We start from the raw sequence: 22,093 nt of genomic DNA, 5'->3' as shown, positions 1-22,093 counted from the left end.
GCGCGGGCGGCCCTGCAACCCCAACCAGCGATGCCGCCCGCGCTGGCGCCACGACCATCATTGCACTAACAATCAAATTGGACCCATCCGTCGGGGGCCGATCAGGAGGGGGGCAAATGCAATTCAGTGATTACATCGTTTTTGTCGATGAAAGCGGTGACCACAATCTTGAGGTAGTCAATCCCGAGTTTCCTGTATTCGTCTTGGCCTTCTGTGTATTCTCGAAGACGGATTATGTGGAGCAAGTGTGCCCCAGAGTGCAGGCGTTCAAACTGAACTGGTTTGGTCACGACGCCCTTGTTCTACATGAAAGAGAGATTCGAAAGGACTTAGCTCCCTTTGAGTTCCTAAAGACACCGCACATTAAAGAACAGTTCATTGGCGAATTGACATCAATAATTGCAAGCACGCCCATGACCATCATTGCGGCAGTAATAAGAAAGGACGCCCTCAGATCCAGATACAGGAACCCAGACAATCCTTATCACCTGGCCCTGTTGTTTTGTATCGAACGACTTTCTGCTTTTCTTGCCCAGAAGGGTCAGAGTGGTACGCTGACACATATATTGTTTGAGCAGCGAGGGGGTAAAGCCGGTGGGGGGCATGAAGATCGAATCCTAGAGTTGGAATTCCGCCGGATTATGGCCGGCCAACACTATCTAGCTCGTTCAGGGTTCACAGGGTTGGATTTGAAGATCATTCCCAAGACCAGCAATTCTATTGGGCTCCAGTTGGCAGACTTGGTTGCGCGACCTATTGGCATTAGGTGCATTCGACCGCGTCAAACAAACCGTTCCTTTGACATCATTAAGAAGAAACTGCTTGCCGGTTCTCTTAAGACGTTCCCCTAAGAAAGCGAAAGGCCTCGGATAAACCGAGGCCAAACGCCGAACGAGAATCCCCATTCCATTTAAGTGAAAATATACATCAGCCGCTCCGGAGTGCAAGACGACGGAGTGCAGCGTCCGCCTCAATCCTCCATTTTGAGCGCCTGGATGAAGGCCTCCTGCGGGATTTCGACCTTGCCGAACTGCCGCATGCGCTTCTTGCCTTCCTTCTGCTTTTCCAGCAGCTTGCGCTTGCGGGTCACGTCGCCGCCGTAGCACTTGGCCGTCACGTCCTTGCGCAGCGCGCGGATCGTCTCGCGGGCGATGATGCGTCCGCCGATCGCAGCCTGGATCGGAATCTGGAACATGTGCTGCGGGATCAGCTCCTTGAGCTTCTCGCACATGGCGCGGCCGCGGCGCTCCGCCTGCGAGCGGTGCACCAGCATCGACAGCGCATCCACCGGCTCACCGTTGACCAGGATCGACATCTTCACGAGGTCGCCCTCACGGTAGCCGGTCAGGTTGTAGTCGAACGAGGCATAGCCGCGCGACAGTGACTTCAGCCGGTCGTAGAAGTCGAACACCACCTCGTTAAGCGGCAGATCATAGACCAGCATGGCCCGCGAGCCGGCATAGGACAGGTCCACCTGGATGCCCCGGCGGTCCTGGCAGAGCTTGAGGATGTTGCCGAGATATTCGTCCGGCGTGAGAATTGTCGCGCGGATCCACGGTTCCTCGATCGAGGCGATCCGCACGGGATCCGGCATGTCCGCCGGGTTGTGCAGGTCGATCGTGGTGCCGTCCGTCAGGTTCATCTTGTAGACGACCGACGGCGCCGTGGCGATCAGGTCGAGGTTGAACTCGCGCGCCAGGCGCTCCTGGATGATCTCGAGGTGGAGCAGCCCCAGGAAGCCGCAGCGGAAACCGAAGCCCAGCGCAGCGGAAGTCTCCATCTCGTAGGTGAAGCTCGCGTCGTTGAGGCGCAGCTTCGCGACCGCTGCGCGCAGGTCGTCGAAATCGGCCGCATCCACCGGGAACAGGCCGCAGAACACCACTGGCTGGGCCGGTTTGAAGCCCGGCAGCGGTTCGGCGGCCGGCCGCTTGTCGTCGGTGATCGTGTCGCCGACACGTGTGTCCGCCACCTCCTTGATCGACGCCGTGATGAAGCCGATCTCGCCCGGCCCGAGGGAGTCCACCAGCACCATGTTGGGCGTCATGACGCCGACACGCTCGACGGGGTACTTCGCCCCGGTGCCCATCATGCGGATGGTCTGGCCCTTCTTGAGCTCGCCGTCGATCACACGCACCAGCACCACCACGCCGAGGTAGGGGTCGTACCAGCTGTCCACCAGCAGCGCCTTGAGCGGCTTGTTGATGTCGCCCTCGCGCGGCGGCGGGAGGCGGTGCACGATCGCCTCCAGCACCTCGTCCACGCCAAGTCCCGTCTTGGCCGAGATCATGATGGCATCGGACGCATCGAGGCCGATCACGTCCTCGATCTGTGCCTTCACGCGCTCCGGATCGGCCGCCGGCAGGTCGACCTTGTTCAGCACCGGCACGATCTCGTGGTTGTTGTCGAGCGCCTGGTAGACGTTAGCGAGCGTCTGCGCTTCCACGCCCTGGCTCGCGTCCACCACCAGCAACGAGCCTTCGCAGGCCGCAAGCGAGCGGGAGACCTCATAGGCAAAGTCCACGTGGCCGGGCGTGTCGATCAGGTTGAGCACATAGTGCTGCCCGTCCTTGGCGTCATATTCGAGCCGGACGGTGTTCGCCTTGATCGTGATGCCGCGCTCGCGCTCGATGTCCATCGAGTCGAGGATCTGATCCTTCATCTCGCGATCGGAGATCGATCCGGTCATCTGGATCAGCCGGTCGGCGAGCGTGGACTTCCCATGGTCGATATGCGCGACGATGGAAAAATTGCGGATGCGTGAAAGAGGCGTGTTTGTCATACCGCGCGTGTAGCAGCAGAGCAGGTTTCCGGCAAGCGGGCGAACGCTTTGAAGGTTCGGGGAAAAGAAGAAACCCCGCAAGCGCACAAGCCCGCCTGTCGAAGGGATTCAACCGGCGATAGCCTTTTCCGCAACACCCGCTCTGCTCGAGCCCTGTTGGTTACCGCCGACAGATAGGTATCGGGAAACGACTTTTGAAAGGGAGGGCAGCCTTTGCGCCCCCCTTCCGTCAATCCACCGCGGATTAGCTTACTCGGCCTCGTTGGCCGGCGCGGCATTGAGCTGGCCGTACTTCTCTTCGCCGATCGAGTCGAGAAGCTGCAGCTGCGTCTCCAGGAAGTCGATGTGCCCTTCCTCGTCCTGGAGCAGTTCCTCGAAAAGCTTCATGGAAACGTAATCGCCGGCGGCATGGCAGATGTCGCGGGACTCCTTGTAGGCCGTGCGGGCATCGTATTCGCCGGCGAGATCCGCCTCGAGCACCTCCCGGACATTCTGCCCGATGCGCAGCGGCGCAAGCGTCTGCAGATTGGGATGGCCTTCGAGGAAGATGATGCGCTGGACCAGCCGGTCGGCGTGGTGCATTTCCTCGATGGACTCCTCACGCTCCTTCTTTGCAAGCAGCGTGTAGCCCCAGTCTTCCAGCAGGCGATAGTGGAGCCAGTACTGGTTTACAGCGCCCAGCTCGAGAAAGAGTGCCTGGTTAAGCCGCTCGATGACCTTTGTATCGCCTTTCATGAAACTTGCTCCCGAACTTGTTGCGTAGCTCTCGCACCCTGTCCAGGTATGCTATGACATCCGCGCCTGTCGCGCCAGACTCGCGATGATACGCTTCCGTGATCCGGATGATCGTCTCGACAAGGTTCGGGAAGCACCCGCAACAACGCCCCCTGCTCTTCATGGCATGCAGCACCTTTGCAGGCACGATCAGCTGCCACGGATCCTCGTCAAGCATTTGACGGATGGTGTCTTCGATCTCTCGCTGAGTGATGATGTTGCAGGAGCAGACGAGCATTTCCCAGGCCATTCAGGAACGTTCCATGCTGCCGCAAGCGCACTCGGTGTCAGGCCTGTCTTTGCTGGCGAAACCATTGGGGGGACACAATGGCTCACGCGTCTTTGATGGAATGGGGTCAAGGCCCAGACATCAAGAACGTCAAGCGACGCCAGCACAAAACAGCGTGGATGCGGCGCTGTCAATAGAAACCTGATCTTTGCACTCATGCTTTCGATCAAAATGCGGATATGCCGCACCCGCTGGTTGGCCTCAGGCCCGTTGCGGCGACCAGATGGTGTGGTCAACCGTGCCCCGGATCTCCGGCAGGCGCTCGAGGTGGAACTCCGGCGCCGCGCTGACCTTCCGCTGGTGAAAGTAGTCGTAGGTCACCTTGATGACGGCGTCGGAAAGCAGGATCAACGCGCCGAGATTGATGACGCTCATCATGCCCATTGTGATGTCTGCTACGGCAAACACCATTTCCACGCTGGATGTTGCTCCCCACAGGGTGGCGACCAACACCAGGCATCGCAGGAGCGTCCGGGAAAAGCGCGATTTCGCCCCGAGATAATTCATGGCGTTCTCGGCGTAGGTATAGTTTCCGAGTATGGCCGCAAAGGCAAAACAGAATACGGCAACCGCCATAAAATAGGTTCCGCCCCAGCCTAGGTGGACCGACAGTGCCTTCTGCGTCAGCTGCACGCCATTGACGCCTGTATCCGTTTGCAACACCCCTGAAAGCAGGATGATGATGGCAGTTGCGGTGCAGATCAGGATCGTGTCGATGAAGACGCCGAGCGACTGCACGAGCCCCTGTGAAGCCGGATGATGCGGAACCGGACGCGCGACGGCCGCGATGTTGGGGGCCGACCCCATGCCAGCTTCATTGGAAAAGAAACCGCGTTTGACGCCGTTCATCACCGCCGCTGCCATGCTGCCGGCAACGCCTCCTGCGACCTCTCGCAAACCGAACGCACTGGAAACGATGTCGCTGACAAGGTCGGGCAAGATCGCGTAGTTGGCCACGATGATGCCCACCGCCAGTCCGAAATAGGCCAGTGACATCATCGGCATGACGACCTGCACGACCTTAACGATGTTCCGCAGCCCGCCGAAAACGGACAGCGCGACCAGCACGACCACCACCACGGCTGTGGTGACCTTGGGAATGTCGAGGGCGCCTTTCATGACGTCGGCGATGGAGTTGGCCTGCACTGCATTGAAAATGAGGCCGAAATTGAGGACGAGGCAGAGGGAGAACAGGATCGCGGCGCGCGGCGCATTCAGCCCCCTGGCGATATAGAACGCAGGCCCGCCTCTGTAGCGCCCGTCGGTCCCATGCACCTTGTAAAGCTGCGCGAGAGTGTTTTCGGCATGGGCTGTGGCCATTCCCAGAAGCGCCACGATCCACATCCAGAATACGGTACCCGGCCCGCCGAGGTAGAGCGCCAGGGCGACACCGGCAATGTTTCCGGTACCAACCCGCGACGCGAGACTGATGGCGAGCGCCTGAAAGGGAGAAATGCCTTTTGGGTCACCGGTCTTTGCGCGGAGGCCGCGCCACATCTCCCAAAAATAGAGGATCTGTATGAACCGCAGACGGAAAGTGACAAAGATACCAACACCCAGGAGAATGTATACGAGGACGTAGTTCCAAACGATATTATTTACGAATGAAATGGCTTCATTCATACCCCGAAAATCTCCGTAAAAAATCATTAAAATCAGGAGCAATTATCTTTATAAATATTATCTTTTAATTCTTACATTACTCCTGCTCTTATTGAATATTCTCAAGTCATTACTTTGTATTATGAGCTACTCTCTAGCAAAAGACCTCAATCAATAAAAGCAAAACTTCGCACCCTGCGTCCTCCCGACCGACAAGTTATGCGCAATGTTCATTCTGGCTGGACAAGGCAACGCCTAACCGCTTTCCCCAAGTGGCTTTGCGACGGGCGAGTGGTTTTCCACCCCGGCAGGATCTCCGCGGAACCTTGAACCAGCCTAGTGCCCCAGAATGGCCTCGATGATGGATAGCGGCCCGCGGTGTTCCTCTTGGGGCACCGTCTGCGCCGGCCGCCCGGCTGCGGTGGGATCGCCCGGCGCATCGGGATATCCCTGTGCGGGATATGACGGGGATCGCGCGATTTCCGGCGTCGGCTGCCAGTCTCCGGGCAGCGGCCTGGGCTTCAGGCCACGATGGGCCTCGCTCATGAAATCCTTCCAGATCCCGGCCGGCAGCGACGATCCCGTGGCCTTGGTCGGTTTGCTGTCGTCGTTTCCGACCCACACGCCGGTGACGAGATTGGCTGTGTACCCGACGAACCAGGCATCGCGCGACTCCTGCGTCGTGCCGGTCTTGCCGGCAGCCGGCCAGTCGATTGCCGCCGAGCGCCCGCTGCCGTAAGAAATCGTCCCGGCCAGCATGTAGTTCATCATGCCGATGATTTCGGCGGAGGCCACGCGCGGCGGGCTCGTATCCCGCCGCTGGTAGAGAACCTTGCCGGACGTATCCAGGACCCGCTCGATGAAATAAATGTCCGGCCTGTAACCGCCATTGGCGAAAGGCACGTAAGCCGCCGTCAGCTCCAGCAGGGTCACCTCCGACGTACCGAGCGCGATGGAAGCGTCGGCGCGCAGCTTGGACTCGATACCCATCCGGCTCGCCACCTCGATGACGGACTTCGGCCCCACCTCCATGGTCAACTGCGCGGCCACCGAGTTGGAAGACCGCGCCAGCGCCTCAGCCAGCGTGATCTGACCCAGATACTTCTGCTGGAAATTGGACGGCTTCCACTTTCCAATCTGTACCGGCGCATCGTTGCGCATGCTCATGGGCGTCCGGCCCTGCTCCAGCGCGGCCATGTAGACGAACGGCTTGAAGGCGGATCCCGGCTGGCGCTTCGCCTCGGAGGCTCGGTCGAACTGGCTGTGGGCGTAATCGTAGCCGCCCACCATGGCCCGTACGGCCCCAGCCCGGTCGATTGAAACGAGAGCGGCTTGCGATACGGCCATCGCCTTGCCCTTCTCATCGATCGCCTTCTGTATCGACCTCTCGGCGACCTTCTGCAGATGCAGGTCGATCGTGGTCTCCACCACTACATCGCGTTCGATCGGTCCGATGAGCCCCGGCAGTTCCTCCATGACCCGGTCGGCCACGTAATGCTCCGATCCCGTCCAGTAGGCCGCAGCCCGGGCCGCCGGCGCGCTCATGGCCGCCGCGAGCTGGCTGTCGTTGATCATGCCCTGCTCGCGCATGGCGGTTAGCACGATCTGCGCACGCGCTTCCGCTGCCTGCGGGTCGCGCGCGGGCGACAGCCGCGAGGGCGCTTTCAGCAGGCCCGCCAGAAGGGCGGCTTCCGCCAGGCTCACGTCCCGCGCCGACTTGCCGAAATAGCGCCGCGCCGCCGCTTCCACGCCGTAGGCGCCGGAGCCGAAGTAGACGCGGTTGAGATACATCTCGAGGATCTGGTCTTTCGTGTACTTCCGTTCGATCCAGAGGGCGAGCAGCGCCTCCTGCACCTTGCGCTTGATGGTGCGATCCGGCTGCAGATAGAGATTCTTGACCAGCTGCTGCGTGATCGTCGAGCCGCCCTGCGAAACGTCGCCGGAGACCAGGTTGCGGAAAGCGGCCCGCGCCAGGCCGATCGGATCCACGCCCCAATGCGAATAGAACCGCCGGTCCTCGATGGCGATGACTGCCCTTGGGATGTACGGAGACATTTCGCGCAGCGTGAGCGCCTCGCCGCCCGTCGCGCCGCGATTGGCGAGCAGGCTGCCATCGACTGCCAAAATCTTCACGTTGGGCGGGCGGTCCGGGATCGCCCAGGTCGAGGCGCTCGGCAGTTGCGCACCGTAATAGGCAATGATCCCCACACCAATGATGCCTGCCCACAGGCAGAGAACCAGCGACCAGTAGACGAGACCGCGCAACAGCCCGCGCCTCTTGCGACGAGGATTTGCGGATTTGCGGGAGGCTTTGCGGCGTTTCTTGCTGCCGCTGCTGGGCAGAACGCGATCTTCCGGCGTCAGCGACAGCGCCGAGGTCCGGCCCCTGCCCTCAGGCGCGTCGAACCGCGGCTCCACGCGCCTGCTACTCTTACTCTTGCCCATCCAACCACTCTCGCAAAGCGCAGCAACAGATCCACGCGCCCTCGCCTATAGGATAGATCATGGCGATTTAAGGGAGGTTAAGCCCGCCAAATGCGTGGGTACCGCCCCTTTTTGAGAGTGTGCCAAACGAAACAGCATACAATCTATTCATGCCTATAACCGTGACGGCTCATGAACAACCTAGGGTTGATAATGCCATGACGGTTACATTCCGCCCGAAATCTCCGTGGGTGATGCAGTTTCATTTCGCGCGACCGACACGCAAGGGTTCCATTCGGCTGAAGTCCAAGGAGTCACGTCCGTTGGATGCCTGGCAATCCCAAAGGCTGGTAGACAGCATTTATCTCGCCATTCACATGGTCGAGAAGACCAAAGCCGCCCTGCAGGCCTATCGCGACGGTCGCCCCGAGCGTGTTCGCCGGCTGCTTCGCCAGTTTTTCTCCTCGGATTTTGTCGACAAGGACAGGAAGAGCTTCAGACACCTTCTGAGAACGCTTGATGAGATCGAGAGAGGTCTCAACAGTGCCCTGACGCTGAAGGTCTTCAAGCCCGAGGGCGAGTTCCGCCACACCCTCGGCTATGTGAAGGTGCGGTCTCTGCAACGCCGGAACCCATCTAAGGCCAAGGACACGGATGTGCTGCTGACCGTCAACGGCCGGAAGAAGGCTTTCGGCAACATTCACATTTCGGACGAGTATCTCGAGCCTTCCTACCGGCTAAACGAGATCGCCTCTACCATCATCCATGAGGCGGCGCACCGTTACGCCGCCGCTCAGGACTATGACTATCTGAAGTTCACCCGCGATGTTGTCTATTGCACCCCGATGCCGCCGGAGATGGCGGTCCGAAATGCCGACAACATAGCGGAATTCTGCCGCTATTACTGCATTCCGACCCTGGAGCGCCGTCACCCTCTGGTGCGGACCAGCGGTCGCTTCATCGGTCCTTGCTGAGGCGGCAACAGCCGACGAGCGGGAACACGGCCGAGGAATCGGGCGCCGGGATTGCACCCGCGCCCGCGAAAAATCGCGCGGCCCGCGCCTGCCCACGGCTGGACTGTCTAGAGCAGTTCCGGGAAAAGCGGGAACCGGACTTCCGCCCGGACTGCGGCGAGACAATGACTTGGAGCTTTTCAGAGTTGCCGTGAAAATCTGAATTGCTCTAGCTGTGCGAGAAAATGTCCTCTTCCTCCCAGCCGGCGAGGTCCAGCTTGGCACGGGTCGGCAGGAAGCGGAAGCAGGCTTCCGCCAGTTCCGTCCGCTTCTCGCGTTTCAGCCGCTGAATAAGGATCTCGCGCAGCTTGTGCAGGTACAGAACGTCGGAAGCAGCATATTCCAGCTGCTCCTTCGTCAGCGTCTCCGCGGCCCAGTCGGACGATTGCTGCTGTTTGGACAGGTTCACACCGAGCAGCTCGTGGACCAGATCCTTGAGCCCGTGCCGGTCAGTGTAGGTGCGGGTCAGACGCGAGGCAATCTTCGTACAGAACACCGGTTCGGTCGTCACGCCGAACGTGTGATACAGAACGGCAATGTCAAACCGGCCATAATGGAAGATCTTTGTGATCTTCCGGCTCCGCAGCAGCGCCACCAGGTTGGGCGCCTTCTTCTGCCCCGCCTCGATCTGCACCACATCGGCCGTGCCGTCGCCCGGCGAGAGCTGGACGACGCACAGGCGATCCCGGTGCGGGTTGAGCCCGAGGGTTTCCGTATCAATCGCGACCGCCTCGACATTCTCGTAATGGCGAAGGTCCGGCAGGTCGTTCTTGTGGAAGCGGATCATTCGGAGTTCACCTGTTGGCCAGTGCTGCAAGGATGCGCGCCCACGAACGCTGTCCCTTGTGGAACGAGCTGAGTTCGTACTTCTCGTTGGGCGAATGGATGCGGTCGTCAGCAAGGCCGAAGCCCACCAGCAGCGACTCCATGCCGAGCAGGCGCTGGAAATCGCCGACGATCGGAATCGAGCCGCCCATCGCGATCGCCACCGCGGGCTTGCCCCACTCCTCGGTGAGCGCCGCCTGCGCCGTCGTCACGAGCGGCGAGTCGTAGGAGAGCTGAATGGCCGGCGAGCCGCCATGCGGATGGAACTCCACCGAGCAGTCGGCCGGAATGCGCTCGCGCACGAACTGGCGGAATGCCTCGCGGATCTTCGCCGGATCCTGCTTGTGCACGAGGCGGAACGAAACCTTGGCCTTGGCCTGCGCCGGAATGACGGTCTTGAAGCCCTCGCTGGTGTAGCCACCGGAAATGCCGTTGAACTCGCAGGTCGGCCGCGCCCACACCAGCTCCAGCACCGAGCGGCCGCGCTCGCCGGCAAGATCGCTGAGCCCGATCGGGCCAAGGAACGATTCGGCGTCCTCGCCGAGCTGCTCCCAGCTGCGTAGCACTTCCGTGGGAGTCTCCTCCACGCCGTCATAGAAGCCGGGGATCGTCACGCCGCCGTTCTCGTCGTGCAGGTCGGCGAGAATGCGCGCCAGGATCCTGATTGGATTGGCAACCGCGCCGCCGTAATAGCCCGAATGCAGGTCGCGATTGGCCGCCTTGACGATCACTTCTTCGCCCACCAGTCCGCGCAGGCCGACGCAGATCGCGGGCGTCTCGCGGTCCCACATGGACGTGTCACAGACGAGCGCGAAATCGGCCTTCAGTTCCTCGGCATTGGCCTTGAGGAAGGGGACGAGCGACGGCGAACCGGATTCCTCCTCGCCCTCCAGCAGGATGGTGATCTTGCAGGGCAGCTTGCCGTGCACCGCCTTGTAGGCGCGGCAGGCTTCCACGAAGGTCATCAGCTGGCCCTTGTCGTCGGACGTGCCGCGACCGGTGATCACCTTGTGCCCGGGCTCGACCTCCTTGATGGCCGGCTTGAACGGATCGTCCTCCCACAGCTCCAGCGGGTCGACCGGCTGCACGTCATAGTGGCCGTAGAAAAGCACGTGCGGACCTTCACCGTCATGGTGGGCAACCACCATTGGATGGCCGTCCGTCGGACGGACGCTCGCATCGAAACCGATGCTGCGGAGATCTTCGGCGAGCCACTCGGCTGCGCGGCGGACATCGATCTTGTAAGCCGGGTCGGTGGAGATGGAGGGGATTTCGAGAAGACCAAACAGCCTCTTCAGGCTAGCCTCCAGGTTGCTATCGAGATGTTCCAGAACTGGTTCGACGTCGGCCATTTGCTATTCCTTGAATGTCGCTCGCAAGCGGTGAGCTTTATCCCATCCTGACGGCAGAAGGAAATGCGTTCAAGTGCTTTGCGCGCCCCTGCGCAGGGTTGGACTGATGGCATTACGGATGTGAAAAGGGGCCTGGAAGGCCCCTCGGTTGCAGCGGAATCGCACTTCAGGCAGCGCGCCATGGCGCTGGACAAGAAACACCCGTGCCCTGAAGCCCGCAATATCCGCCGGGATTCTTGGCAAGATACTGCTGATGTTCCGCCTCGGCAAAGTAAAACTCGGGCGCCATGGCAATTTCGGTCGTAATCGCTCCCTTGCCTGCCGCAGTCAGCGCCTTCTGGTAGATCTCCCGCGAGGCTTCAGCGGCCTTCAGCTGCTCTTCCGTCGTGCAGAAAATGGCCGAGCGGTAGGTCGTGCCGATGTCATTGCCCTGCCGCATGCCCTGGGTCGGATCGTGCTCTTCCCAGAACGTCTGGAGAAGCGTCTCGAAGCTGACGGCCTTCGGGTCATAGACGACCAGCACCACCTCGGCATGGCCCGTAAGCCCGGTCACCGTCTCCCCGTAGGTCGGATTGGGCGTGAGTCCGCCCGCATAGCCTGCGGCGGTCACCCAGACTCCCTCGATCTGCCAGTAGAGTCGCTCCACGCCCCAGAAGCATCCCATCCCGAACAGCACCTTTTCGGCGCCCTCTGGGTACGGCCCCTTCAGCGGTCTGCCGTTGACGAAATGGTATTGGGCCGTCGGAATCGGCTCCGCCCTGCCCGGCAGCGCCTCTTCCGGCCTCGGCATCCTGAGTTTCTGTTCCGGAACGTAGTACAGCATTGACCCATCTCCCACAGCGGTTTGATGACAGGAAACGGAACCGGTTTCCTGTCCGGAACCGCGAAAAACCAACGACCGGAGCGACCCGGAGTTCCTGGAAAGCCGACCCGCACCCATGGGCGGTTGCAGGAAGAGTCCCTGCACGAGCCTTTCGTTCGCCCCTCACGTCCCGGCCTGGACCCTACGCCTCGCGCACTCCTTCAGGTGGCGCGATCCGAGACCACCGCCAGAATCACTCCGCTTCCGGGCGCAAGTGTGATCATGCTCCCCTGACTCGCGAAAATACTCCCCGGTAGCAGGGAGACCCAAGATCAATGGAAGCCGTGCGCGAACTCGTGCGGCTTCTTCCGGCGCCCTGCCGCAAGCATGAACAGAAGACCGAGGACGAAGAAGACGGCCCACCCGGGAGCCTGCAGCACGAAGGCATTGACGGCGTCCCACAGGCCGGTGGCCGAACTCGACCGCAGCGCGGCTTCGACGCTTGCAAGCAGGCCCGGCGCAACGGATTGCCAGCTGTCGGAGAGCGGCGTGAAGACCCATTCGTGTGCGGCGATGCTGCGGGTTGCATCCACGACGGCCAGAACCACGCCGATTGCGAGCAGGAAAAACGACAGGATCGTACAGATAAATCGCATGACCGTTACAAGCCCTCGCGTCCGCGCTGGCCCGTCGGCCTTCCCGCGCGGATCTCCCACCCTAAGCACTTAAAAGATATAGATCTCCGCTGGGCTCTGTACAATGTTACGGGCAGATCACCTGAGAACGAGTTAAACAAATCCTTGTGATCGCCATCTCCACTGCCAGCTCCGCCACACCGACAGAGCATACGGAGGAGACTCGCCGTTTCTCCACCGGAACGGACACGGGGGCAACCCGGCTGAAACGCCGTGCAAAGAAAAAGTGGACTCCTGTTCAAAAAGCCCCCAATGCCATCTTGGCATTTTCGATCAGATCGAATAGATGAGCCCTGCATTGCAAATGCACGGTGGTGTTCGTTCGCAGCATCGCTGTCCCGGAGAGGTGGCCGAGTGGTTGAAGGCGCACGCCTGGAACGCGTGTATACGGGAAACCGTATCGAGGGTTCGAATCCCTCTCTCTCCGCCATTATCTTGTCGCGAACATGAGATGAGGCTCCCGCTGGGGGCCTTTTTCTTTTTGTTTCAAAGGCGTTTAGCCGATGCAGCCGAACCTCGGAGACTGGCGCCGGGTCCTATATCCGTCTCTGCACGGCCCTCCGTCTCTAACCGAGCGAACCTCGTCCAGCCCGGTTCGACTTCGCGAAAGCCAGCGTTTCCAACGGGTTTTACAGTTCGCGCGACAATGCATTCAGCGGGCGTTGTTCCGGTTGGCGTGGCCGCCGGGGAAACACGCAGTAGGCACATTCCGGGGAAGCCGTGCGCAGCCCGTCGTTATGCTGGGGATCAAGGACCCGATGGTTCTTTGACTTTCGATGACAAATGGCCGCTCCGTCAGTAGTCCAGCCTAATGTCGAGCGAGCCTTGGACCGATGAGGAGAACAGTCTGATCGTCGCGGATTACTTCGCGATGCTGGCCGACGACGTCTTTAGACGCCCGTACAGCAAGGGGAGCATCGCCGTACGCTCAGGTTGCGGCTGAGAGGTTCACCCGCTTAATGAGCGCGGCCGCCGTTTCCTTACGCTCGGAGTAGCGGTCGACGAGATACGCCTTCCGATCGCGCGTGAGCAGTGTGAACTTCACCAGCTCCTCCATGACATCCACGATCCGGTCGTAGAGTGGCGACGGGCGCATTCGTCCCGCATCATCGAATTCCTGAAACGCCTTGGGGATGGAGGACTGGTTGGGGATGGTCAGCATCCGCATCCAGCGCCCAAGAACCCGCATCTGATTCACTGCATTAAAGCTCTGCGAGCCCCCCGACACCTGCATCACCGCCAGCGTCTTGCCCTGCGTCGGTCGCACGGCGCCCTCGGACAGGGGGATCCAGTCGATCTGCGTCTTCATAAGGCCGGTCATCGCGCCGTGCCGCTCGGGGCTCGACCAGACCATGCCTTCGCACCAGGCCACCAGATCGCGCAGCTCCCGCACCTTCGGGTGGCTGGCATCGACCCCGTCGTCGACCAGCGGCAGGCCTGAGGGGTTGAAGAACCGGACCTCCGCCCCGAGCGCTGTGAGAATGCGACCGGCCTCCTCGGCCGACAGTCGGCTGAACGATCGCGCCCGGAGCGAGCCGTAGAGGATCAGGATGCGGGGCGGATGCGTGCTGATGGCAGGCGACATCAGCCGGTCGTGGTCGATTGCGGCGAAACTCGTCTCGTCGAGCTGCGGTGTGGTCAGATCGGTCAGTGTGTCAGGCAATCCGGTTTCCCTCGGCGTCGATGATCAATTGGCCGTCCTCCTTGGCGAGCGGACCCGGAGGGAGCGTCTCGAGCAGATCGAGGACAGTCTCGGACGGGCGGCAGAGCCTGACGCCCTTCGGCGTACAAACGATCGGGCGGTTCACGAGGATCGGGTGGCGCGTCATGGCGTCCAGCAATGCCTCGTCGGAGACGTCCGGCGCGGTGAGCCCCAACTCCTCGGCCGGGGAACGCTTGACCCGGAGTGCCTGGCGCACCGTGATCCCGGCGGCGGAGAACAGCGCCAGAAGCTGCGGGCGCGTCCAGCCCTCCTTCAGATAGTCGATTACGGTCGGCTCGTATCCAGCCGCCTGGATGATGCCGAGCACGTTGCGGGACGTGCCACAGTCGGGATTGTGGTGGATGACGACCGGGAAGGTACTCATGCAGGGAACCTCTCGCGTGTCCGGTTCGCAATGGCGACGAGGCTCAGCATCACCGGTACCTCGACCAGCACCCCCACCACGGTGGCCAGCGCCGCACCGGAGTTCAGTCCGAAAAGTCCGATCGCTACGGCGACCGCGAGCTCGAAGAAGTTCGACGTGCCGATCAGCGCGCAGGGCGCGGCGACCCGATGGGGCACGGCCCACAGCCAGGCCCATCCATATCCAAGGGCGAAGATGCCGTAGGACTGGATGACGATCGGGACTGCGATCAGCGCGATCAGCAGCGGTTGCGCGAGGATCACCGGCCCCTGGAAACCGAAGAGCAGCACCACGGTCACCAGCAGCCCGACCACCGAGGCCGGCTTGATCCGCGCCGTGAACGCGGTCACCGCGGCCTCGTCGCCTTTCGCGATCAGCGCCCGGCGCGTCAGGAGACCCGCAATCAGGGGAATGACGATGTAGAGGACGACCGACAGGATCAGCGTCTCCCACGGGACTCTGATGTCGGTCACGCCCAGAAGGAAGGCCACGATGGGGGCGAATGCCACGACCATGATCAGGTCGTTCACGGAGACCTGCACCAGCGTGTAGTTGGGATCGCCCTTCGTCAGCTGTGACCAGACAAAGACCATCGCCGTGCAGGGCGCCGCCCCTAGCAGGATCAGCCCGGCGATGTATTCCGGCGCGCGCTCCGGGTCGATCAGTCCGGCGAAGACGTGGTTGAAGAACAGCACTGCCAGCGCCGCCATGCTGAAGGGCTTGATCAGCCAGTTCACGGCAAGCGTGATCACGAGGCCCTTCGGGCGCTGTCCCACCGCCTTCAGCGAGCGCAGATCCACTGCGATCATCATCGGATAGACCATTGCCCAGATCAGGACGGCGACGACGAGGTTGACCGAGGCGACCTCCAGCGCGGCCAGCGCGCCGAAGAGCCCCGGCGTGAGGTTGCCAAGGACGAGCCCGGCCAGGATGCACAGCGCGACCCAGAGGGTCAGCCAACGTTCGAACAGGCTCATGAAATCTCCTTCTCGTCAGGCACGCAGCAGACCGCAGCGGATGGGGCGGTCAGCGTGCCGATAAAGTCGGCCAGCGGTTCCAGCGCGGCGGGGTTCAGCGCGTAGCAGATGCGCGGACCGGATATCTCGCCCGTGATGACCCCGGCAGCCTTCAGGATGCGCAGGTGCTCGGATACCGTGGACTGCGCTAGGCCGACAGCGCCCACGATGTCGCCGCCGATGCAGCCGGGCGTGACGAGCAGCAGCCGCAGGATGCGCAGTCTTGCCGGATGCGCGAGCGCCTTGGCCAGTTCAGCGATTTCGATGTCGGTATCCTGCATGAGCCATCCATCCGTTCGTTAATCGTCGATAGACGATTAAGGGCTCGGGCGCAATCGCTTCTCGGTTTTCATGTTCACGAGGTTATTGTGATGGCGAGATCGCTAAGCCGCTTCGAAAACCATATCCATCTGCTCCGCCCAAGGCTGGTCGGCGACAGCGACAAGATCGTTCAACGACAGCGCCGGTGGCACGCGCCTGATGACGAGGTGTTCGAGCACCTCCGGCGACAGATAGGCGAGCCGCATCATGCGGCTCACGAACCGGTCGGAGACCTTCTCGGCAGAGGCGATATCCTGAATGGTGGAAGCGGCACCGGATTCCAGCTGCCGCCGCCAGTTCCAGGCGCGGGCGATGGCGCGCAGCACATGAGGGTCTTGCGACCGGCCGTCCCGGACTGTCACCTCGTCGGGCGGGAGGATCTTCGGCCGCCCATTTCGCTTGCGGATCGTCAGGGGGATGACGATGCGGATGGTATCGTTCGGGCCGGTCATGCGCAGGCCTCCGTTTGGCGGGGGGCCATCATGTCCCGCAGGACCGAGCCCAGCCCCTCATGGCGCAAATCGACGGCGATGCCGTATTCGCCGACGGTCACCCGCTCGACCAGAAGCTGGACGATGCGGGTCTGCTCCGCCGGGTAGAGCGCCGCCCAGAGCTGGTCGAACTCGCCGAGCGCCTGGACGACCGCTTTCTCATCGACGGCCGAGTTCTCGTCGCGCAGGGCCTTTATGGTCCGCGCCGCGACTTCGGGTGCGCGGATCATGCGGCGGATTTCGCCGACGACGGCGTCCTCGACCATGCCGGCGGGCAAGCGCAGCGGGCCCGAGGCGTCGCCGGTCGGGCGGTTTCGTATCAGGTCCATCGACGCGTAGTAGCGGTAGAGGCGCGTGCCCTTCTTCGTCGCCGTCGGCGTCATCGCCGTGCCTGTCTCGGTGAAGATGATCCCCTTCAGCAGAGCCGGAGTCTGGCGACGCGTGTTCTTCGCCCGCAGGCGCGGGCTCTCGCGTAGGATGCTATGCACCTTGTCCCACAGGACCTGATCAATGATGGCCTCGTGCTCGCCCGGATAGGCCGTGCCCTTGTGCACGGCTTCACCGAGGTAGACCCGGTTGTTGATCAGTTTGTAGAGGAATCCCTTGTCGATCGGCTTGCCGCGCTTGTTCAGCACGCCTTCGGCCGCGAGCGCTTTCGCCAGCGTCGTGGCGGAGCCGATGGCGACGAACCTCTCGAAGATCATCCGGACCGTCGCGGCCTCGGCCTCGTTGACCACCAGCTTGCGGTCGCGCACGTCGTAGCCCAGCGGGACGTGACCGCCCATCCACATGCCGCGCTTGCGGGATGCAGCGACCTTGTCGCGAATGCGCTCGCCGATCACCTCCCGCTCGAACTGCGCGAAGCTGAGAAGGATGTTCAGGGTCAGGCGGCCCATCGAGGTCGTGGTGTTGAACGACTGCGTGACCGAAACGAAGGTCACCTGATTGCGGTCGAAGATCTCGACCAGCTTGGCGAAATCCATCAGCGAGCGCGACAGCCGGTCGATCTTGTAGACCACGATCACATCGATCAGGCCGGCCTCGACATCCTCGATGAGACGCTTGAGGCCCGGGCGCTCCAGCGTGCCACCGGAGAAGCCGCCATCGTCGTAGCGTTCGCGAATGGTGGCCCAGCCTTCCGCCTTCTGGCTCGTCACGAAGGCCTCGCAAGCCTCGCGCTGGGCGTCGAGGCTGTTGAACTCCATGTCGAGCCCTTCCTCGCTCGACTTGCGGGTATAGATGGCGCAGCGCTGGCGGCGCGGCATGATAGCGACGGCTCCCTGACGGTTCATCGGTCGTCCCTCCGGGCCTCGCGTAGGCCGAAGAAGCGGTAGCCGTTCCACTGCGTGCCGGTGATCGCCCGCGCCACCGCCGACAGCGATTTGAACTTGCGCCCCTGCCAGTCGAAGCCGTCTTTCATCACAGTGACGGTGTGCTCCACCCCGTCCCATTCACGCACGAGGCGGGTGCCGACCACCGGGTTTCGGGAATCCGCGATGATCGTCTTGCGCCCGACCCGGCCCTCGATTTCATCGGCCAGCAAGTCCAGCGTCCGCCGCGTCTCGCGGGACAGGCCGCCGAGGGTCAGTTCCTGGATCCGGTAACTGAGCCTCAGCTCGAGGTAACTACGGCTATTGTTCGGAGCAGGCGTGCCGAAGAGGCTTTCCCACTTCGCCTTCAGCTCGACCACCGTCATTCGTTTCAGCGCGGCAAGCTGCGTGACCACGCTCGCGTCCGCCGCGTCGCGTTCGCCCGCCCGCCATGGCGCGGCGTCAGTCTTTCTCTTTGTTTCTGGCATCATTGCCCTCCAACTCGGTTGCTCGGTTTGCGACGACCAACACGGCGTTTGAGGGCGAGAATGTCGAATGAACTGTCTTGGCCAGGTGCAGATAAAGAGCTGGACTGTTCCGACAGGATACGCCCCAGCCCCGCGGCAAGAATCTGCGCGAGTTCATCGAGGCGTTCGCCCGCCGACAGACGGACGGGCAACAGAGGGTTCGGACCGGATCGGGCGTCTTGCATGAGACCGTTCGCAACAGAAGATGACTGGGCAAAACGGTAGTTGCAAACTGCGGATATGCAATAATATTCAATCGCTTATCGCGCTTCTGCGGAATCATTAGAAATGAAGCGAGGTTCGGTCAGTGGAGCGTACGCGGGCGTAGCTTGCCATCCGTGGCCAGACGCAATGCCGTCCGCCAGAGAGGCGTCTTCGTGAACATGCTGCGCTCGGTGCGAGACAACCCATCAGAACGATTTTCATGTAGAAGCCCCGTCCAGCAGAGAGGTCGCAGCACCTGCACATAAAGGCTGCTCAGCGTTTCATCGAAGAAACGGTTGTTATCTGGCTCCCCGTAAAGGGCGCGCCGGATATCTCCACCTGTTGCGCCCTTCTCTGCCTCAACGTTGAGCACGTTTAAGAAGATATCCCAGTTGCCCAGGGGCCGAGCTCCTCGCCGCGAAAACCGCAAGTGATCGACCTCGAACAGATAAAAGGGCGTGATGATTCCGAAAAGCCGACCCGGATGACCGACAAGGGACTGACCAGACCTGGTCAGCTTGAATTTCCCCTTGTAGTGCCGCCCAATCTTCAATGCGATCATCATGTCGTGCAGATCCATCAGCGGGCCGAAATCCATCTCGTTGAGCACCTTATTAACGGCGAAGAGATCGGCCTCCGAGTATCCGGGCCATTCGAACTGGGCTGCGGCCCAATGGACGAAGCTGCGCTTGAAGGCTTTGGATGGGGTCAGCGCGATGCCTCCGTGCTCGGCGATGTAGGCGAAGGTCTTTTCTATCGCGCGCACAATCGGCGAGTGCAGAAGCGCCGGATCGGCATCATCGACGTCCCGGAACGCGATCATCTTGTGTCTCCTTTCCGAATCAGCGGATCCGACCGACGATCACTGTTGCGGTCACTGTGATGATTGGCTGACGCCAGCGATGAACTGGTCGTAGCTATCCCAAGGTTCTTCGTCCTCGACCTCAGCTCCATCGACGGCGCGATCGAACTGCAGAAGAGACACCGCCAAACCGAGCCGGTCAGAGAAGAAGGTCAGTTCTCGGACCGGTTCGGAGCCCCGACTAAATGTCCAGATGCCGGCGGGCAAAGCCACCGGGCGCTGAGAACTGGTGTGCTGCGACGCCGACCCCATGGCCATGATGGAGCCGTCGGGAATCGGCATGCCCGATTGAATGAACACACCGCTTCTGTAGGCGCGCGTGCTCGCTCTGCCCCACAACGCGAATCCGTCTCGCGCAACCACCATGGCCGCTCGGGTGTCGGTGAATTCGATCCACTTGCGCGCGGCCGCAAGAAGCGAAACTCCGTATCGGTCAGTCACATGGCCAAGGAGGTCGCGAGTTACCTCCTGACTGCCGACCTGGTTCCGATAGTCGTCGATCGGCATCAACAGGAAGGAGGCGAAGGTATCGGCCTCTTCTTCACGCTGCTTCTCCGCGTCCTTCCAGCCGTTGGCTTGCAGCGGAAGGCACTCGAAGTCGAATTCGTCCGAGAGCTCGCCGTTACGGTAGTGCGCTGCGGTCAGCGGGCGCCGGTGCAGCAAGTAGTGCCCGAACTCGTGAGCGAGCGTGAAGCGCTCGCGTCCACGGTAGCGGGGCTGAGTGTTGTAGAGAATCTGCCACCCGGGCTTCTTGCGCCGTGCCCGGAGCATGCCCTCGAAGCCGTCGATGTCGACGCCCTTCACTGCCGTAATCGGGTCTTCGTGGTTTCGGGAGACTTCGAGCGCCAGCGCCTCCACGTCCACGGGGAACCGGTCTTCTCCCAGCACGGTGCGGAGAAGCACAGTCAGATCGTTCGCGGCCCTTCTGGGCGATTTTCTGCCGCTATTGCTCATTCATCCTCATCGTCCAGGATCTTAAGCATCTCGCGAAGCTTCTCTTTGCTCTTCGGCTTCATCTTCTGATACTTGCGAAAGAAGGCAGTGTCTGTCGCGTCCGCTTCGGTGACTTCGTCGGCGGAAATCAGATAGTCAGTCGTCGTCTCGAGGGCGGCCGCGATCTGGTGAAGCTTCTCAGCCGAAGGGCGCGCGACGTCCTTGTTCTCGATCTCCCACATGTAGCTCTTGCTGGATCCGACCCTTTCGGCCAGCGCCTCCAGGGTCAATCCTCGCTTCAGCCTGAGCTCGCGAACGCGCTCTCCCAAGGGTGTTGGCACCGGGTGTTCTCCTGTTTGTCCGCCGGGTTCGTTATCACGATACATCTAGTCCTTGACACGCCGTACCTGCAATACCTATCTTGCGCACAAGTTCGTAGTAACGAACCCACTTTCGCGCTTTCACGAGACAAGAGGCCGTCATGGCTAAAGCAGGTAACGGTTCGGGCACCCATCACGTGGTCCCCAATCCCAATGGCGGATGGGATGTCCGCCGCGGCGGCGCCGAGCGCGCCAGCGGGCACTTCGACACGAAGCGGGAGGCGATCGACCGTGGGCGGGAGATCAGCCGCAACGCCGGGACGGAATTCAAGATCCACAACCAGGATGGCCGGATCGGCCAGTCCGATTCCCACGGGAACGACCCCCGCAACATCAAGGGCTAAGGAGATCGGCCATGGCCTCAGTGACGAGTTTCATCCGCAACGTGCCTGCCTCGTCGCTGCAGGCCTATTTCCACCACACCGGCATCGAGCTTCCGACCGAGGTCGATTGGGAGGCGCCCGAGCCGGAAGTCGCCCGCGTCACCTTGCGGGCCGTCGACGAATTGGACGACGAAGCCCGCGCCCGCATCGTCAATGACGCCGAGCGTGTGAGCGCCCTGGCCGATGATGCGGGGCAGACCGCACTCTACAGCGTGATCGACGACCGCACGGTGCTCGATGATCTGGCAAATGGCCATGCGCGTTCGCTCTGGATGTTCCTGAACGAACCGGTTCGGTTCCGCCATGCCGAGGAGGTCCGTTACACCGATGAGCGGCGCCGTGGTCGGAGCTGGGACGGGTTCATCGGCGAGCCGAACCTCGATCTGCGGCGGGACGAGGCATCCATCGATGCCTTCAAGACGGCACTGCGCGAACGGTTCGCTTCCAACAACATCCACATCGACATCTTCGGGCGCCACCGGCCGACCTTCGACGGCGAGGATTGCGAGCTTGTCCAAATCGCGATTTACCGCGAAGGCCTCCTCGACGATTTCCTGGCGTTCGATGACGCGGGAACGCTCGTCCGCCGCGCCCGCCGTCCCGTGTTCGAGGCGGCCATGACCTATGAACCGGCGACCGGCGTCATCGAAGTCGTCGCCAACGACCGCGAGAGCCGGGAAGAGATGGTTCGCTTCATGGCGCGCGACCTGCTGGGGATCGAGTTCCAGAGCGAGAAGGTGCCCTTCCGCACCTACGACCTCGCGGTTCTGCTTCATCCTTTCGATTTTCCGACCGACCCGGAGGATGGGATCGAGTCCGTCGAGGTCAAGCAGCTGCGTCTGATGCCCATCGACAATGTGGGCGAGCGCGTCACGCTGGAATGAGAACGGCGGTGAGAAACTAGTCCACGGAAGCGGCGGCATGGAGCTGCTGCGGGCGGTGTAAAAGTCGTCCACCCTTTCCCTTTCTGCGACAGCAGGGAGGG

Annotated in this window: 23 protein-coding genes and 1 tRNA gene; 5 read left to right on the top strand and 19 right to left on the bottom strand. The window is 61.6% G+C overall.

Annotated features, from left to right (window positions below):
- The coding region (locus tag ABD906_RS10915; RefSeq protein WP_345099430.1) for a DUF3800 domain-containing protein at positions 1-851 on the top strand (851 nt) is incomplete at its 5' end.
- Between the two features lie 119 nt (positions 852-970).
- Here ABD906_RS10915 and lepA read toward each other — a convergent pair.
- From lepA to ABD906_RS10890, 5 genes are all read right to left on the bottom strand, one after another.
- Complete coding sequence (lepA, locus tag ABD906_RS10910) at positions 971-2,779, bottom strand: translation elongation factor 4 (RefSeq protein ID WP_345099429.1); 1,809 nt, start codon at positions 2,777-2,779, stop codon at positions 971-973.
- Positions 2,780-3,028: 249 nt separating this feature from the next.
- Positions 3,029-3,514: a bacterioferritin gene (gene bfr, locus ABD906_RS10905; RefSeq protein ID WP_345099428.1), complete on the bottom strand. Its 486-nt coding sequence runs from the start codon at positions 3,512-3,514 to the stop codon at positions 3,029-3,031.
- Entirely contained in the window at positions 3,480-3,791 is a 312-nt protein-coding gene (locus ABD906_RS10900) for a (2Fe-2S)-binding protein (protein ID WP_345099432.1), read from the bottom strand. Before ABD906_RS10900 ends, bfr begins: the two co-directional genes overlap by 35 nt.
- 252 nt (positions 3,792-4,043) lie before the next feature.
- Positions 4,044-5,465 (bottom strand): alanine/glycine:cation symporter family protein, encoded by a 1,422-nt coding sequence (locus ABD906_RS10895; protein ID WP_345099427.1) that lies wholly within the window; start codon positions 5,463-5,465, stop codon positions 4,044-4,046.
- Between the two features lie 315 nt (positions 5,466-5,780).
- Positions 5,781-7,889 carry a transglycosylase domain-containing protein gene (locus ABD906_RS10890; RefSeq protein ID WP_345099426.1) on the bottom strand — a complete coding sequence of 703 codons (2,109 nt, stop codon included), beginning with the start codon at positions 7,887-7,889 and terminating at the stop codon, positions 5,781-5,783.
- Between the two features lie 197 nt (positions 7,890-8,086).
- On the opposite strand from ABD906_RS10890, the gene ABD906_RS10885 reads away from it, so the two are divergent.
- The gene (locus ABD906_RS10885; RefSeq protein WP_345099425.1) at positions 8,087-8,842 is read left to right on the top strand and encodes a hypothetical protein; all 756 of its coding nucleotides are present in this window, start codon (positions 8,087-8,089) and stop codon (positions 8,840-8,842) included.
- Between the two features lie 208 nt (positions 8,843-9,050).
- Here the strand turns inward: ABD906_RS10885 and ABD906_RS10880 are convergent, their stop codons facing one another.
- The 4 genes from ABD906_RS10880 to ABD906_RS10865 form a co-directional block, all read right to left on the bottom strand.
- Positions 9,051-9,668 (bottom strand): ribonuclease D, encoded by a 618-nt coding sequence (locus tag ABD906_RS10880; protein WP_345099424.1) that lies wholly within the window; start codon positions 9,666-9,668, stop codon positions 9,051-9,053.
- Between the two features lie 7 nt (positions 9,669-9,675).
- Positions 9,676-11,058 (bottom strand): dipeptidase, encoded by a 1,383-nt coding sequence (locus ABD906_RS10875; RefSeq protein WP_345099423.1) that lies wholly within the window; start codon positions 11,056-11,058, stop codon positions 9,676-9,678.
- Between the two features lie 166 nt (positions 11,059-11,224).
- Positions 11,225-11,881, bottom strand: coding sequence for a peptide-methionine (S)-S-oxide reductase MsrA (gene msrA / locus ABD906_RS10870; RefSeq protein ID WP_345099422.1), 657 nt, complete (start codon positions 11,879-11,881; stop codon positions 11,225-11,227).
- Positions 11,882-12,192: 311 nt separating this feature from the next.
- Positions 12,193-12,516 carry a hypothetical protein gene (locus ABD906_RS10865; protein ID WP_345099421.1) on the bottom strand — a complete coding sequence of 108 codons (324 nt, stop codon included), beginning with the start codon at positions 12,514-12,516 and terminating at the stop codon, positions 12,193-12,195.
- Positions 12,517-12,895: 379 nt separating this feature from the next.
- On the opposite strand from ABD906_RS10865, the gene ABD906_RS10860 reads away from it, so the two are divergent.
- A tRNA-Ser gene (locus ABD906_RS10860) sits at positions 12,896-12,985 on the top strand.
- A gap of 498 nt (positions 12,986-13,483) precedes the next feature.
- On the opposite strand, the gene arsH is transcribed toward ABD906_RS10860, so the two are convergent.
- The 10 genes from arsH to ABD906_RS10810 all read right to left on the bottom strand — a co-directional run bounded on the left by arsH (position 13,484) and on the right by ABD906_RS10810 (position 20,686).
- The gene (arsH, locus tag ABD906_RS10855) at positions 13,484-14,218 is read right to left on the bottom strand and encodes an arsenical resistance protein ArsH (RefSeq protein ID WP_425549987.1); all 735 of its coding nucleotides are present in this window, start codon (positions 14,216-14,218) and stop codon (positions 13,484-13,486) included.
- Positions 14,211-14,642, bottom strand: coding sequence for an arsenate reductase (glutaredoxin) (gene arsC / locus ABD906_RS10850; protein ID WP_345099420.1), 432 nt, complete (start codon positions 14,640-14,642; stop codon positions 14,211-14,213). Before arsC ends, arsH begins: the two co-directional genes overlap by 8 nt.
- Positions 14,639-15,658: an ACR3 family arsenite efflux transporter gene (gene arsB / locus ABD906_RS10845; protein WP_345099419.1), complete on the bottom strand. Its 1,020-nt coding sequence runs from the start codon at positions 15,656-15,658 to the stop codon at positions 14,639-14,641. The genes arsC and arsB overlap by 4 nt, the downstream gene beginning before the upstream one ends.
- On the bottom strand, positions 15,655-15,978 hold the full coding sequence (locus ABD906_RS10840) for an ArsR/SmtB family transcription factor (RefSeq protein ID WP_345099418.1): 324 nt from the start codon (positions 15,976-15,978) through the stop codon (positions 15,655-15,657). Before ABD906_RS10840 ends, arsB begins: the two co-directional genes overlap by 4 nt.
- Positions 15,979-16,080: 102 nt before the next feature.
- Positions 16,081-16,470, bottom strand: coding sequence for a hypothetical protein (locus ABD906_RS10835; protein ID WP_345099417.1), 390 nt, complete (start codon positions 16,468-16,470; stop codon positions 16,081-16,083).
- Positions 16,467-17,801 (bottom strand): recombinase family protein, encoded by a 1,335-nt coding sequence (locus ABD906_RS10830; RefSeq protein WP_176024569.1) that lies wholly within the window; start codon positions 17,799-17,801, stop codon positions 16,467-16,469. The genes ABD906_RS10835 and ABD906_RS10830 overlap by 4 nt, the downstream gene beginning before the upstream one ends.
- Positions 17,798-18,310 carry a DUF2924 domain-containing protein gene (locus ABD906_RS10825; protein WP_328700216.1) on the bottom strand — a complete coding sequence of 171 codons (513 nt, stop codon included), beginning with the start codon at positions 18,308-18,310 and terminating at the stop codon, positions 17,798-17,800. The genes ABD906_RS10830 and ABD906_RS10825 overlap by 4 nt, the downstream gene beginning before the upstream one ends.
- A gap of 340 nt (positions 18,311-18,650) precedes the next feature.
- A complete protein-coding gene (locus ABD906_RS10820) occupies positions 18,651-19,373 on the bottom strand; it encodes a hypothetical protein (RefSeq protein WP_144865442.1) in 723 nt (240 codons plus the stop codon).
- A 51-nt stretch (positions 19,374-19,424) separates the two neighbouring features.
- Complete coding sequence (locus tag ABD906_RS10815) at positions 19,425-20,366, bottom strand: ImmA/IrrE family metallo-endopeptidase (RefSeq protein WP_144865440.1); 942 nt, start codon at positions 20,364-20,366, stop codon at positions 19,425-19,427.
- On the bottom strand, positions 20,363-20,686 hold the full coding sequence (locus ABD906_RS10810) for a helix-turn-helix domain-containing protein (RefSeq protein WP_200815355.1): 324 nt from the start codon (positions 20,684-20,686) through the stop codon (positions 20,363-20,365). The genes ABD906_RS10815 and ABD906_RS10810 overlap by 4 nt, the downstream gene beginning before the upstream one ends.
- A gap of 140 nt (positions 20,687-20,826) precedes the next feature.
- Here ABD906_RS10810 and ABD906_RS10805 point away from each other — a divergent pair, with 140 nt between their 5' ends.
- Both ABD906_RS10805 and ABD906_RS10800 read left to right on the top strand, forming a co-directional pair.
- Positions 20,827-21,069, top strand: a complete 243-nt coding sequence (locus ABD906_RS10805) for a DUF2188 domain-containing protein (protein ID WP_045449871.1) — start codon at positions 20,827-20,829, stop codon at positions 21,067-21,069.
- Between the two features lie 11 nt (positions 21,070-21,080).
- Entirely contained in the window at positions 21,081-21,992 is a 912-nt protein-coding gene (locus ABD906_RS10800; protein ID WP_345099416.1) for a hypothetical protein, read from the top strand.
- Positions 21,993-22,093 lie beyond the last annotated feature (101 nt).

It is taken from the genome of Chelativorans composti (assembly GCF_039541695.1).
Classification (GTDB): Bacteria; Pseudomonadota; Alphaproteobacteria; order Rhizobiales; family Rhizobiaceae; genus Chelativorans; species Chelativorans composti.
This window is presented reverse-complemented; position numbering and strand designations above follow the sequence as displayed.